Genomic DNA, 14,700 nt, shown 5'->3' with positions numbered 1-14,700 from the left:
TCCGGAAGTTGACGACGGATCAGACATCGGGACGGTCGTGACGCGCGCCCTCGGGCCCGGGTCCGGACGCGCCGGAGGGACGCGCCGGGAGGGGCGCCCCGGGCGGGGCGCCCCTCCGGGTGGGTCAGGACTGCGCGGCGAGCAGCGCGGCCAGCCCGTCCAGTCCCCGGTCCAGGGTGGCCGGGTCGACCTGGCTGACGGAGAGCCGCAGCTGGTGCTCCCCGCCCGCGCCCGGATAGAAGTGCGACATCGGGGTCCAGATCACCCCGTACTCCGAGGCCGAGCGTTCCAGCAGCGCGTCGTCCACCACGCACGGCACCGTGAGCACCAGGAAGAACCCGCCGCGCGGCTCGTTCCAGGTCACCCCGCTGTCGGGCGGGAAGCGCTCGGCCAGGCCCTCCAGCACCAGCGAGAGGTTGCGCCGGTAGAGCGCGGCCACCTCGGTGTTGGCGGCCCGCAGGCTGTGGCCGTGCTCCAGCAGCGCGCCGCCGATCACGGCCTGGGCGATCGGCGAGGTGTTCACCGTGGTCATGCTCTTGATCATGCCGAGCAGGTCGGCGAACAGCTCGGTGCCTCCCCGCCCGTCCGCCACCAGCTGGTCCGCCACCACGTAGCCGACCCGGGCGCCGGGCAGGGCCGTCTTGGCGAAGGAGCCGAGGTGGACCACCCGCCGCTCGGTGTCCAGCGCCTTGAGCGAGGGCAGCCGCTCGTCACCGGCGAAGACGCAGTACGGGTTGTCCTCCAGCAGCAGGAAGTCCTCCTCGGCGGCCAGCGCCAGCAGCTCCCGGCGCAGCTCCAGCGGCAGGCTGGCCCCGCTCGGGTTGGCCACGTCCGGCACCAGGTACAGCGCCCGCGGGCGCAGGCCCTCGGCGCGGGCGGCGGCCAGCCGGCGGCGCAGGTCGGCGAGGTCCACGCCGTCCGGGCCGTCGGCCACCGCCCGCACCGGCAGATCGGCGAGCAGCGCCGCGCCGGTCAGGCCCACGTAGGTGGGGGAGACGGCCAGCACCACGTCCTCGGGGCCGCGGCGCAGCGCCCGCAGCACCAGGAACATCGCCTCCTGGCAGCCCACCGTCACCACGATGGACTCGGCGGGCACCTCGATGCCCTCGTCCGTCGCGAGGTGGGTGGCGATCAGGTCGTGGATGATCCCCTTGGTCCGCCCGTACTGGAGCACCTGGCGGCGGGCCGCCTCCTCGCTCAGCCCGCGCTCGGTGCGCAGGTGGTCGAGGTAGCGGTCCAGGTGGCGGTGGACGGCGTCCAGCTCGAAGAACTGCTCGGCCGGGCGCCCGGCCGCGAAGGAGACCGCCTCCGGGTAGCGGATGGAGATCTCGTTGAGCAGGTTCATCGAGGTCATCGCCGGGTCGGCGAGGGAGGTGTGCAGGCCCGCCAGCAGCAGGTCGTGCGGTGCGGCGATGGTGGTCACGGGGTGCTCCAGGTGGTGCCGGGCAGGGTGGTGGTGCTCAGTTCGGCGGCGGCCCGCAGGTCGGCGCAGCCCGCGAGGCCGAGCGCGTGCCGCAGCTCGGCGGCGAGCAGGTCGAGGACCTCGGTGCAGCCCGCCTCGCCGCCGGCCGCCAGGCCCCAGATCAGCGGGCGCCCGAGCAGGACCCCGGAGGCGCCGAGGGCCAGCGCGGTGAGCACGTCCGAGCCGCCGCGCACCCCGCTGTCCATCAGCACCTGGCAGTCCTCGCCGGCCAGCGCCTCGGCGACGGCCGGCAGGACCGTCACCGCGGGCACGGCCCGGTCGAGCTGGCGGCCGCCGTGGTTGGAGACCACCACGGCCGCGGCGCCGATCCCGGCGGCCCGCCGCGCGTCGGCCGGGTCGAGCACGCCCTTGACCACCAGCGGCAGTTCGGTCTCCCCGCGCAGCCATTCGAGGTCGGCCCAGGTGACGCCGGGGGAGAGCAGTTCGGCGGTGTGCGCGGCCACCGCCGAGACGGCGGCGGTGGACTCGTGCGCCCGACCGGCCGCGCCGCCCTCCAGCAGCGCCGCGCGGACGTCGGCGGGCAGCGCGAAGGCGTTCCTGGCGTCGCGCAGCCGGCGGCCCATGTACGGGACGTCGGCGGTGACCACCAGGGCCTCGCTGCCGGCCTCCTCGGCGGCCCTGACCAGGTCGAGCAGCCGGCCGCGGTCGCGCAGCCAGTACAGCTGGAACCAGAGTGTGGCGCCGGTCCCCGCCAGCTCCTCGAAGCCGACGCTGCTGAGCGTGCCGACGGTGAACGGCACGCCCGCGGCCGCGCAGGCGCGGGCCGAGGCCAGCTCGCCCTGCGGGTGGAACAGCCGGTGGTAGGCGACGGGCGCCACCGCCACCGGCAGGGCCGCCCGGCTGCGCACCAGGGTGGCGGCGGTGTCCCGGGTGCTGACGTCGGTCAGCACCCGGGGCACCAGGCCCACCCGGTCGAAGGCGGCCCGGTTGGCGGCGAGGGTCAGTTCGCGTTCCGCGCCGCCCTCCAGCCACTCCCAGACCTCGGGCGCGAGCGCGGCCCGGGCCCGGTCGGCGTACTCGGCGACGGACAGCACCGGGCGCCCGGCGGCCGGGCCGGCCGGTGGAACGCTTCGGACGGACGCGCTCATCCGGCCACTTCGCCGGCGTTGCGCTGCAGCTCCACGGCCTCGTAGAGGGCGCGGATGTTGTTGCTGCCGAAGTTGCGGGCCCGAATGCGCTCGATCACCTCGAAGAAGTAGGTGTTCCGCGGGTGCTGGGAGCGGGTGAAGATCTGGAACAGCTGGCCGTCGTGGTCCTGGTCGACCAGCAGGTTCAGCTCGCGCAGCTGCTCGAAGGAGTGCCGCAGCGGCGTCAGGCGGTCGGGCAGCGCGTCGTAGTAGGTCTGCGGGGTGCGCAGGAACGGCACGCCGCGCTCGGCCATGGTGGCGACGGAGTGCACCGCGTCCTCGGCGGCGAAGGCGACGTGCTGGACGCCGGCGCCGCCGTGGCCGGTCAGGAAGGAGGCGATCTGGCCGCCCGCGTCCGCGGTGAGCGGCTCGATCAGGGTGAGGGTGACACTGCGGTCGGCGCTCTGCACGACGGCCGAGTCCATGCCGAGCGTGCCGACCTCGACCCGCTCCTCGAAGATCGTCCGGAAGCCGAAGACCTCGCGGTAGCGGTGCTCGGTCTTGCGCAGCTCGCCGAACGGGATGAGGACCGCGAAGTGGTCGACGGAGTGCAGGCCGACCTCGCCCTCGCCGGTCGGCTCGGCCGGGTCCGGCAGGCCGGGGATGCGGCCGGCGGGGACCTCGGGGCCGCGCTCGACCAGGGTGTGCACCACGTCGCCGAAGGCGTCGACCACCGCGGTGACGCAGCCGTCCGCGGCCTGCGGCTCGCGCAGGGCGGCGGCGCCGCGGGCGGTCAGCGTGCGGAACGCGTCGGTGGCGTCCGGCACCCGCAGGCCGAGGGCGCCCACGCCGTCGCCGTGGCGCTCCAGGTAGTCGGTGGCGGGGTGGCCGGCGGCCAGTGGCTGGGTGATCAGCAGCCGGATGCCGGACTGGCCGACCAGCGCGGACAGGCAGCGCTCGGCGCTGTCGCCGCGCTCGGTCGGCGGGACGAGCAGCTCGAAACCGTACTCCGTGGTCAGCTTGGCGGTCTCGGCGCCCAGGTCGGCCACGTAGAACTCGACGTGGTCCAGCTCGACGGGGATCGGGGTGACGGCGGGCGAGGAACGGTCGGTCATCTGAGGAGCTCTCTCGTGAGGAGGAACGGGAGGGTGCTGAGGGGCGATCGGGCGGGCGGACGTGCTCGGCGGTGCGGGTGCGCGCGGCGGTGGTGCGGGAGTTCGGGCGGTGCGGACGTTCGGCTGGTGCGGGAGTTCGGGTGGTGCGACGTTCACGTGGTGCGGAGTCCGGGCGGGCGGGCCGGTGGGCCGGCCGGGGCCGGTCAGGTGGGCTGGAGGTCCTTGGCGTCCTCCGGCTCGGCCGGGCCGTCGCCCTCGGACGCGCCCTCGGGCTCCGGCGGCTCCGTCGGGGCCTCCGGCTTGCCGATCAGATGGGCGGCCGCGAGCAGCGCGCCGACCACCATCACGCCCAGCACCACCCGGAAGTCCAGGGCGGCCACCAGACCGGAGCCGACGCCCACGGCCAGCGCCTGCGGCGCGGTGAGCGAGAGGTTGACGGCCGCCTGGGCACGTCCCATCAGCTGCGGCGGGGTGGACGCCTGGGCGGCGGTGGCGAGCCCGACCAGGGCGGCCGGGATGCCCGCGCCCGCGATCACCAGGCCGGCCGACACCACGTACAGCGACGGGGCCAGCAGCAGGACGATGCCGAGGCCGAACACCGCCGATCCCGCCATGACCGTCCGGCGCGGTCCGAGCCGGCCGATCAGCAGACCGCCGACCACCGAGCCGACCAGCGCGCCGACCGCCTCGGTGGTCTCCAGGACGCCGAGGAACTGCGGCGAGCGGTGCAGCCCGTGCTGGGTCAGCGCGAACAGCACCGGCTGGAGCAGGCTCAGCACGAAGCCGGCGCCGGCGGTGGCCACCACCAGCGGTCGCAGCCCGACCGAACCGCGCAGGTGGACGAAGCCCGCCAGCACCTCGGTGCGCCAACGCAGGCCCGAGGGCTCCGGCTTGACCTCCGCCACCCGCAGGGTGAGGAAGCTCAGCGCCGCCAGCAGCAGCACGGCGAGGTCGGCCACGGCCACCACGTGCCCGCCGAACCAGCCGTAGAGCCCGGAGCCGAGCAGCGGTGCCACCAGGGTGGTGCCGGCCCGGGCGCTCTGGGTCAGTCCGGCCGCCGCGCCGAAGTCCTGACGCTCCGTCAGGATGCTGCGCAGCAGCGCGCTCTGCGCCGGGGCCAGGACGGCCCCGGCCAGACCGCAGACCGTGGCGGTGCAGTAGATGATCCAGACCGTGTCCCGGCCGTCGACCAGCAGCAGCGGCAGCAGCGACACCGCCACCGCCAGGTTGACCCCGACCAGCAGCGGCTTGCGCCGGACCCGGTCGGCGAGCAGGCCGCCGAGCGGCAGCAGCAGCAGGGGCGCGGAGAAGCAGAACAGCACCAGACCGGCGGCGGAGTTGCTGCCGGTCAGCACCTTGGCCCAGATGCCGAGGGCGATGGAGAGGGCGCTGTCACCGAGAACGGACAGGGTCTGCCCGGCGAGGTAGCGCCGGAACTCCGGGCGGGCCAACAGCGGGTGCATGGCGGTTCCTTCGCTGCGCCGACGGCGCTTCGGGGTGTGCGGGGGTGTGCGGTGGAACGGGGTGGTGCGGCTGTGCGGTGGAACGGGGTGGTGCGGGGCTGTGCGGTGGCGCGGTGGAACAGGGCCGTGCGGTGGTGCGCCGGTGCCGGGGCGCCCGCCGGCGCCCCGGGGGCCGGGGGTGCGCCCTGACGCACGCGGGGTGCTCAGGGCGCCGGGCGGTCAGGGTGCGGCGGGGTGGGCCGGGGCGAGCGGTGCGATGGCGGCGAAACCCTCGATCACCGCGTCGTTGGCGTCCTTCTCGCCGATGGCGACCCGGATGCCCCGGCCGGGGTAGTACCGGACGGCGACGCCCAGGCGCTCCAGCTCCGCGCGCAGCGGGAGCTGGTCGCCGGGGGCGTCGACCCACAGGAAGTTGGTGACGCTGGGCGCCACCGTCCAGCCGAGCCGCAGCAGTTCGGCCTCGGTGCGCTCCCGCTCCGCGGCGATCTCGGCGATCCGGCGCGCCATCTCGTCCTCGGCGGCGACGGCCGCGAGCAGGCCCGCCTCCTGGAGCCGGTTCACCGCGTACGGCACCTGGTGGTCCCGCACCCGCCGGGCCACCGACTCCTCCGCCAGCGCGTAGCCGATCCGCAGCGCGGCGATGCCGTGGGACTTGGACAGGGTGCGCAGCACCACCAGGTTCGGCCACTCGGCGATCCGGGCCGGCACGTCCGGGGCCTGCCAGTCCCGGGCGAAATCGACGTAGGCCTCGTCGAGCAGGATCAGCGCGGTGGACGGCACCCGGCGGAAGAACTCCGTCAGCTCGGCCCAGGAGTAGACCGTGCCGGTCGGGTTGTGCGGGTTGCACAGCACGACGATCCGGGTGCGCTCGTCCATCCGCTCGGCCATCGCCGCCAGGTCGTGCCGGGCGTCGGGGCCGAGCGGGACCGGCCGGGCCTCGGCCCGGGCGATCTCGCAGAACAGCGGGTACGCGTCGAAGCAGGGATCCGAGTGCACCACGTTGTCGCCGGGCTCGACCACCGTGTGGAAGAGGTCCAGCGCCACGCCCGCCGAGCCGTGGCCGACCACGACCTGGCCGGCCGGGACGCCCTGCCAGTCGGCGACGATCCCGGCGATCCGCTCCGGCCGGAAGTCCGGGTAGCGGTGCAGGTCGGCGCTGGCCTCGGCCAGCGCGGCCAGCACCGACGGCAGCGGCGGGTACGGGTGCTCGTTCTGTGCCAGCAGGTGTCTGGCGGTCGACGGGGCGGCCATCAGTCGGCCTGGAGGACGTAGAGCCAGGAGTGCGGGGTGGCCAGCGCCTCGACGCGGTCGATCCGCAGGCCGGCGTCGGTGAAGAGGGTCTCGTAGGTGGCCTTGGTGTGCAGCGGGACGCCCATCATCGCGTGCGCCAGCTCGAAGCCGACCGAGAAGACCGGCTGGGCGCCGTCGGAGGTGCCCGGGTCGCGCAGCATGGTGTCGCCGAGGACGAAGGTGCGGGCCTTCGGGAAGGCCTCCCGCATCCGGGTGAAGATCGAGGAGCGGGTGGCCGGGTCGGCCAGCAGGTCGTGCAGCAGGAAGAAGCTGATCACGGTGTCGACCTCGGCCACCTCGGCGGCCTCGGCGTCGTTGTCGATCTGGGTGCCGAGCAGGCCCAGGACGTCCGCGCGGACGGCGGTGACCCGGTCCTGCATGCCGGCCTCGATGATGTCGCGGCGGGCGATGTCGGTGGCCGGGCGGCTGATGTCGATGCCCAGGCCCCGGGTGCCCTCGCGCTGCGAGACCACGCGGCGCACCCGGGCGGAGGTGCCGGAGCCCAGGTCGGCGATGGTGCGGAAGTCGATGCCGCTGAGCACGTCGGTCAGCTGCGCGGCGAACAGCGACTGGTCGCACTGGGCGGAGCCGAGGGCGACCATCGCCTCGTCGCGGAAGACGTCCTGGTCGTAGCGGTGGGTGCCGGCGCTCAGGTGGCCGGCGCGGCCGAACACGTCGTGGTAGCCGCCGACGGCCCAGGTGAAGTAGCCGCGCGCGGCGGCGATCTCCAGGCCCGCCTCGGTGGGCAGGTAGGCGTCGCCGTCGGCCTTGAGGTAGCCGTAGTCGGCGGCGGCGCGCAGCACGGCCTCGGTGCGGGCGGTGTCGCCGGCCCGGGCGGTGGCCTCGGCGGCCGAGAGCGGCTCGCCGCGCCCGATCGTCTCCAGCAGGCCGATCCGGTCCAGCGCGAAGATCACGTTGGCGGCGATGAAGCCGTTGTAGGCGTCGGTCGAGGTGATCGGCGACGGGGTGATGCCACGCCAGGTGTCGGGGATGGCCGCAGTGGTCATGGTGGTGTCCGTTTCTCGGTGGGCGGGCCGGGTGCGGCCCGCGTGGTTGCGCAGGTCGGTCGCCTGCGGTCGGTAGGGGTGTCGAGTCGGTGGTGCGGGCGGGTCAGGGAGTCAGGTGGGCGGCGAGCACCGGGCCGATGACGGCGAGCGCCTCGGAGCCCGTCATCGCGCCGTGGGTGCTCGGCACCTCGTGGACGTCGAGCCGACCGCCCAGGTGCGGGCGCCAGCTCTCCGGGTCGGGGGCGTCGGCCGGCCGGTCCTTGGCGGCGGTGAAGAACACCGCGTCGCCGTCGTAGCCGGGCAGCGGGAGTTCGTGGGACAGCTCGGCGTTGGACTGGAAGACCGAGACCACCCGGGCCACCCCGGCGCCGCTGAGGCCGGCGAGCGGGCCCTCGCCGCCCCGGACGAGTGCGGCGTAGCCGTCCTCGTCCGCGGGCCAGGCGGTGATCTCCCCGGCCGGGTGGCCGAGCGAGTCGAGGATCACCGCGAGCTGCGCCGGGTCGTCCCGCCACTGCTCGGGCCCCGGCTCGCCGGTGCCCGGGTAGGCGTCCAGCAGGGCCAGCAGCCGGACCTCCTCGCCCTGTTCGCGCAGCAGCGCGGCGATCGCGTGGGCGACGGCCCCGCCGAAGGACCAGCCGAGCAGGGCGTACGGGCCCTCGGGGCGCACGGAGCGGATCTGCGCCAGGTAGGTGCGGGCCAGCTCCTCGACCGAGGCCGGGTGCGCGGTCGGGTCGGCCAGGCCGGGGGCCTGGAGTCCGTAGATCGGCTGCTCGGCGTCGAGGTGGCGCAGCAGGCCGGTGTAGACCCAGCTGATGCCGGCGGCCGGGTGGACGCAGAACAGCGGCGGGCGCGAGCCGCGGGTGCGGATCGGCAGCAGGACGGGGAAGCTCTCGGCGGCCGGGCCCTGGGCGAGCCGCTCGGCCAGCCTGGCGACGGTCGGCGCCTCGAACAGCGTGCGGACGCCGATCTCGTCGCCCTCGCCGACCAGTTCGCGCAGGTCCGCGACCAGCCGGCTGGCCAGCAGCGAGTGCCCGCCCAGCTCGAAGAAGTTGTCGTCCACGCCGACCTTCTCCAGTCCGAGCAGATCGGCGAACAGGCCGCAGAGCAGTTCCTCCCGGGGCGTCGCGGGCGCCCGCCCGGAGCCGAGCCAGGCGGTGTCGGGGGCCGGCAGGGCCTTGCGGTCGACCTTGCCGTTGGCGGTCAGCGGCAGGGCGTCCAGGGCGACGATCGCCGAGGGCACCATGTAGTCCGGCAGGGTCGCGCCGACGTGGGCCCGCAGGGCGGCCTGGTCGACCGTCTGCCCGGGGCGGGCGACGGCGTAGCCGACCAGCCGGCGGTCGCCCGGGCGGTCCTCCCGGACCAGCACGAACGCCTGGGCGAGGGAGGGGTGCCGGGCGAGCACGGCCTCGATCTCGCCGGGCTCGATCCGGAAGCCGCGGATCTTGACCTGGTGGTCGGTGCGGCCCAGGTACTCCAGGGTGCCGTCGGCCTGGCGGCGGACCAGGTCGCCCGAGCGGTACATCCGGCTGCCGGGGGTGCCGTACGGGTCGGCGACGAAGCGCTCGGCGCTCTGGCCCGGCCGGTTGAGGTAGCCGCGGGCCAGGCCGGCGCCCGCGATGTACAGCTCGCCCTCGACCCCGGCCGGGACGGGCTGGAGCGCCGCGTCCAGGACGTAGAGCCGGGTGTCCGGCACGGGCCGGCCCATCGGCGGGGCGGTCCGGCCGCTGAGCGGGCTGCTCATGCTGGCGCAGACGGTCGACTCGGTCGGGCCGTAGGCGTTGACCATCCGCAGCCGGGCCGACCAGTGCTCGACCAGGTCGGGCGGGCAGGCCTCGCCGGCGACCACCAGGGTGCCGCCCTGCGGCAGCGCGTCCGGGGCCAGCACGGCGAGCGCGGTCGGCGGCAGGGTCAGGTGGGTGACGCCCTGTTCGGCGATCAGGTCGGTCAGCGAGGGGCCGGGCAGCAGTTGGTCGGCGTCGCCGAGGACGGCCCGGGCGCCGGTGAGCAGGGCCATGCCCAGCTCCCAGACGGCCGCGTCGAAGGACGGCGAGGCGAACAGCAGCACCCGGCTGTCGGGGGTGACGGCCAGGCCCCGGCGCTGGCCCTCCACCATGGCGGCGAGGCCGGTGTGGGTGACCACCACGCCCTTGGGGCGGCCGGTGGAGCCCGAGGTGTAGATGACGTACGCGGCCGAGTGCGGGGTGATCGCGGTACCGGTGAGGTCGTGCGCCGGGTGGCCGGAGGCGTCCAGGTCCTCGATCAGCAGCCGCGGGACGGTGCTGTCGGCGAGCAGGCCGTCGGCCAGCGCCTTGCTGGTGAGGACCAGCGCGGGCCGGGCGTCGTCCAGCATGTAGGCGATCCGGTCGGCCGGGTAGCGCGGGTCCAGCGGCTGGAAGACCGCGCCGGCCTTGAGCACGGCGAGCTGGGCGACGATCAGCTCGATCGAGCGTTCCAGGGCGATCGCGACGAACCGCTCGGGGCCCGCGCCGTGCTCGATCAGCAGCCGGGCGAAGCGGTTGGCGCGCTCGTTGAGTTCGCCGTACGTGACCTGCTCGGTGCCGAAGGAGAGCGCGACGGCGTCCGGGCGGGCGGCGGCCTGCGCCTCGAAGAGCGCCGGGAAGGTGCCGGGCGGGAGGTCCTCCCGGGTGTCGTTCCAGCCGGTGAGCAGCTGCTCGCGCTCCTCGGGCGCCAGCACGTCGACCCGGCCCACGGACTGGTCCGGGTCGGCCAGCACCGCGCGCAGGACGCGTTCGAAGCGGGCGGCCGTCGCCTCGGCGGTGGACCGGTCGAACAGGTCGACGGCGTACTCCACCGTCAGGCCCAGCCCGGCGGGCGCGCCGTCCGCGTCGAAGCTCTCGCTGAACGCGAAGGTCAGGTCGAACTTGGCGAGGTCGGAGTCCAGTTGCTCGACCCGGCCGGGCAGGCCGCCGAGGCTGATCCCCCCGGCCTCGCCGCCGGAGGTCAGCATCACCTGGCACAGCGGGTGGCGGGCGGTCGAGCGCACCGGGTTGAGCAGCTCGACCAGCCGCTCGAAGGGCACGTCCTGGTGCTCGAAGGCGTCCAGGGTGGCGACCCGGACGCGTTCCACCAGCTCCCGGAAGCTCGGGTCGCCGGAGGTGTCGGTGCGCAGCACCAGGGTGTTGACGAAGAACCCGACCAGGTCCTCCAGCGCCTCGTCGGTGCGCCCGGCCACCACGGTGCCGATCGGCAGGTCGGTGCCCGCGCCGATCCGGCTCAGGGTGGTGGCCAGCGCGGCCTGCATCACCATGAACACGCTGGCCCGGCTCCGCTGCGCCAACGCGGCCAGCGAGGCGTGCAGTGCGGCGTCCGTCCGGAGTTCCACCGCGGCGCCCCGGCGGCTGGGGGCGGCGGGGCGGTGGCGGTCGAAGGGGAGCGTCAGCTCCTCCGGGAGGTCGGCCAAGGTGCGCTGCCAGTAGGCGAGTTGCTCGCTCAGCAGGGCGCTGGGCCGCTCGTCGGTGCCGAGCAGCTCGTGCTGCCACAGGGTGTAGTCGGCGTACTGGACCGCGAGCGGGCGCCAGTCGGGGGCGGCGCCGGCGAGGCGGGCCCCGTACGCCTCGGCGAGGTCGCGCAGCAGCGGGACCACGGACCAGCCGTCGGTGGCGATGTGGTGCATCAGCACCAGCAGGACGTGCTCCTCGCCGGGCAGCGAGAGCAGGGTGGCGCGCACCGGCAGGTCGCGGGCGAGGTCGAAGACCTGCGACCCGGCCTCGGCCAGCGCCCGCGCGAGCTCCTCCTCGCTGCCCACCGACACGGTGTGCAGGGGGAGTTCGGGGGCCTCCAGGAGCAGCTGGTGCGGCTGCCCGCCGGTGGTCGGGTAGACGGTGCGCAGCACCTCGTGGCGGTCGAGCACGTCCGCCAGGGCCGTGCGGAGCGCGTCGGCGTCGACCGGGCCGGTCAGCCGGACCGCGCACGGGGTGTTGTAGAGCGCGCTCGGGCCCTCGAACTGGTCGATGAACCAGAGGCGTCGCTGCGCGGGGGAGAGCGGGACGCGCTCGGGCCGCTCGACCGGCCGCAGGGCCGGACGGGCGGCGCCCGGGGCGGGCAGGACGGCGGCCAGCGCGGCCACGCTGGGGGCGTCGAACAGGGCCCGGACGGGCAGTTCGGCGCCGAGCGCGGTGCGGACCCGGCTGACCAGCTTGGTGGCGAGCAGCGAGTGGCCGCCCAGGTCGAAGAAGCTGTCGTCGATCCCGATCCGGTCCAGCCCGAGGACGTCGGTGAACAGTTCGCACAGCGCCCGCTCGGTGTCGGTGCGCGGGGCGCGGCCCTCGCCGGTCCCGGTCCAGTCGGGGGCGGGCAGGGCGCGGCGGTCGACCTTGCCGTTGGCGGTCACCGGGAGCGCGTCGAGGACGACCACGGCGGCCGGGAGCATGTAGCTGGGCAGGCTGTCGGCGACGGCGGCGCGCAGCTCGGCGGGATCGCCCTCGCCGGTGGCGTACACCACCAGGCGCTTGTCGCCCGGCTGGTCCTCGCGGACCACGGCGAAGGCCTGGCCGACGGCCGGGAGGGCGGTGAACGCGCCCTCCACCTCGCCGAGTTCGATCCGGAAGCCGCGGATCTTGACCTGGTCGTCGGCCCGGCCGAGGAACTCCAGCACGCCGTCGGCGGTCCAGCGGACCAGGTCGCCGGTGCGGTACATCCGGCTGCCGGGCTCGCCGAACGGGCAGGCCGTGAAGCGTTCGGAGGTCAGGCCGGGGCGCCCGACGTAGCCGCGGGCCAGGCCGGCCCCGGCGAGGTACAGCTCGCCCGCCACGCCGGCCGGCACCGGCCGCAGCGCGGTGTCCAGCACGTACGGCCGGGTGTTGTTCAGCGGGCGGCCGATCGGGACCACGGCGGGGACGGGCCCGCCCGGGCTCATGGTGAAGGTGGTCTTGATGGCGGTGGTCTCGGTGGGCGCGTACACCGCGACCACGTCGGTGTCCGGGCAGACCCGGTGGAGCCGGCGCACGGACTCCGGCGGGACGACGTCGCCGCCGGTCCACACCTGCCGGACGTTGCGGAAGGCGGCCGGGTTCTCGTCGGCCATCAGCCGCAGCAGGCCGGACGGGGCCTGGACCAGGGTCACCTCGTGGGTGGTGATGGTCTCGGCGAGGCGGCGGATGTCCAGCTCGCCGGGGTCGGCGAGGACGATCGCCCCGCCGGTGACCAGCGGCGCCCAGATCTCGGTGGTGGAGGCGTCGAAGGCGGTGGGCGAGTGCAGCAGTACGCGCTCGTGGTGCCCGGCCCGGAAGTGCGGGTTGCCCAGCAGGTCCACCACGTTGCGGTGGGTGACGGCGACGCCCTTGGGCACCCCGGTCGAGCCCGAGGTGTACATCACGTAGACCAGCTGGCCGGGCAGGACCGGCACGTCCGGGTTGCCCGCCGCGGGGGCCTCGGCGAGCAGCGCCGCGGTGACCTCGACGGTGGCGAAGCCCTCGGTGGCGAGCACCGGGTGGCCCTGGTGGGCGGGGTCGACGAGCAGCAGGCCGGTACGGGTGTCGGCGAGGATGTGCTGGAGGCGGTCCAGCGGGTAGCGGTCGTCCAGCGGGACGTAGGTGCCGCCGGCCTTGGCGATGGCGAGGACGGCGGTGAGCAGTCCGGCGGAGCGCTCCATCAGGACCGCGACCGGCTGTTCGGTGGTCAGGCCGCGCTCCAGCAGCAGGGCGGCGAGCCGGTTGGCGCGGTCGTTCAGCTCGGCGTAGTCGAGCCGTTCGGTGCCGCAGACCAGGGCGAGGGCGTCGGGGGTGGCGGCGGCCCGGGCCTCGAACAGCCGGGGCAGGCTCCGCTCGTCGACCGGTACGGCCGGCCCGTTCCAGCCGGTGAGCAGCTGCTCGCGCTCGGCCGGGTCGAGGATCTCGATGCCGCCGATCGGCGCGTCCGGGGCGGCCGCGGCGGCGCGCAGCACGCGCACCAGCCGTTCGGCGAGGGCGACGGCGGTGGCGTGGTCGAAGAGGTCGGCGGCGTAGTCGACGGCGGCGCGCACGCCCAGGCAGGTGCCGTCGGGGGCGAGCCGCTCGACGAAGTTGAAGTTGAGGTCGAACTGGGCCTGCGCCTCGCCGACCTCGACCGGGGTGCCCGTCGCGGCGCCGAAGGCGAGGTCGCCGGCCCGCTCCGCGTTCAGGGTGACGACGGTCTGGAAGAGCGGGTGGCGGGCGGGGGTGCGGGTGGGGTTGAGGTGTTCGACCAGGCGCTCGAAGGGGATGTCCTGGTGGTCGTAGGCGTCGAGGTTGGCGCGCCGGACCCGGTCGAGCAGCTCGTGGAAGCTCGGGTCGCCGCTGGTGTCGGTGCGCAGCAGCAGGGTGTTGACGAAGAAGCCGACCAGGTCGTCGAGGGCCTCGTCGGTGCGGCCGGCGACGGGGGTGCCGAGCGGCAGGTCGGTGCCGGCGCCGAGACGGGTGTAGAGGGTGGCGACCGCGGCCTGCAGTGCCATGAACAGGCTGGCGTGCCGGCCCGAGGCCAACTCGGTGAGCGCGCCGTGCAGTTCGGCGTCGAGCTCGAAGTCGGCGGCGCCGCCGCGGCGGCTCGGCCGGCCCGGGCGCGGACGGTCGTACGGGAGTGCCAGCTCCTCCGGCAGGCCGGACAACTCCTTCTGCCAGTGGGCGAGTTGCAGGGAGACGACGCTCTCCGGGTCGTCCTCCTCGCCGAGCAGCTCGCGCTGCCAGAGGGTGTAGTCGGCGTACTGCACCGGCAGCGGCTCCCACTGCGGCCCGGTGCCGGCCAGCCGGGCCCGGTACGCCTCGGCGAGGTCGCGGAAGAGCGGACCGACCGACCAGCCGTCGCTGGCGATGTGGTGCGTCAGCAGCAGCAGGACGTGCTCGTCCGGCGCGGGCAGGGCGTACAGCCAGGCCCGGACGGGCAGGTCGGCCGCGAGGTCGAAGACCTGCCCGGCGGCCTCGTGCATCAGCGCGTGCAGCTCGGCCTCGTCGGCGACCGGCACCCGGTGCAGCGGCGGGCGCCCCTCGGCGAGGATGTGCTGGTGGGGCTGGCCGTCGGTGGTGGGGAAGACGGTGCGCAGCACCTCGTGCCGGTCCACCACGTCGCCGAGCGCCCCTTCGAGGGCGGCGGCGTCGAGCCCGCCGGTCAGCCGGAGGGCGAACGGAGTGTTGTAGAGGGCGCTCGGTCCCTCGAACTGTTCGATGAACCAGAGCCGCTGCTGGGCGAACGACAACGGGATCAAGGTCTGCCTCCGACTGGCGACGTACGGCGGTTGTGGCTGGTGGGGCTGCTCCGTCCGGTAGGGCGGAGCGGTCGTGCGGCGGGGGCGGGCCGCGCCACCGG

Annotated in this window: 7 protein-coding genes; all 7 read right to left on the bottom strand. The window is 75.1% G+C overall.

Annotated features, from left to right (window positions below):
* Positions 1-124: 124 nt before the first annotated feature.
* Positions 125-1,354: an aminotransferase class I/II-fold pyridoxal phosphate-dependent enzyme gene (locus ACFVUY_RS26980; RefSeq protein ID WP_387734311.1), complete on the bottom strand. Its 1,230-nt coding sequence runs from the start codon at positions 1,352-1,354 to the stop codon at positions 125-127.
* Positions 1,355-1,419: 65 nt separating this feature from the next.
* Positions 1,420-2,571 carry an alpha-hydroxy acid oxidase gene (locus ACFVUY_RS26975; RefSeq protein WP_387734061.1) on the bottom strand — a complete coding sequence of 384 codons (1,152 nt, stop codon included), beginning with the start codon at positions 2,569-2,571 and terminating at the stop codon, positions 1,420-1,422.
* Positions 2,568-3,665, bottom strand: a complete 1,098-nt coding sequence (gene hppD, locus ACFVUY_RS26970) for a 4-hydroxyphenylpyruvate dioxygenase (RefSeq protein WP_387734058.1) — start codon at positions 3,663-3,665, stop codon at positions 2,568-2,570. Before hppD ends, ACFVUY_RS26975 begins: the two co-directional genes overlap by 4 nt.
* A 203-nt stretch (positions 3,666-3,868) precedes the next feature.
* Entirely contained in the window at positions 3,869-5,128 is a 1,260-nt protein-coding gene (locus ACFVUY_RS26965) for an MFS transporter (protein WP_387693628.1), read from the bottom strand.
* Positions 5,129-5,347: 219 nt separating this feature from the next.
* Positions 5,348-6,379: a pyridoxal phosphate-dependent aminotransferase gene (locus ACFVUY_RS26960; RefSeq protein ID WP_387734055.1), complete on the bottom strand. Its 1,032-nt coding sequence runs from the start codon at positions 6,377-6,379 to the stop codon at positions 5,348-5,350.
* Positions 6,379-7,425, bottom strand: coding sequence for a class I SAM-dependent methyltransferase (locus tag ACFVUY_RS26955; protein ID WP_359909568.1), 1,047 nt, complete (start codon positions 7,423-7,425; stop codon positions 6,379-6,381). Before ACFVUY_RS26955 ends, ACFVUY_RS26960 begins: the two co-directional genes overlap by 1 nt.
* A 103-nt stretch (positions 7,426-7,528) precedes the next feature.
* Complete coding sequence (locus tag ACFVUY_RS26950; RefSeq protein ID WP_387734052.1) at positions 7,529-14,599, bottom strand: amino acid adenylation domain-containing protein; 7,071 nt, start codon at positions 14,597-14,599, stop codon at positions 7,529-7,531.
* Between the last annotated feature and the right edge of the window lie 101 nt (positions 14,600-14,700).

This window comes from Kitasatospora sp. NPDC058063 (assembly GCF_042885395.1).
GTDB lineage: Bacteria > Actinomycetota > Actinomycetes > Streptomycetales > Streptomycetaceae > Kitasatospora > Kitasatospora lactacystinica.
The sequence above is the reverse complement of the archived record's forward strand: the minus strand, read 5'-3'. Positions and strand labels throughout refer to the sequence as shown.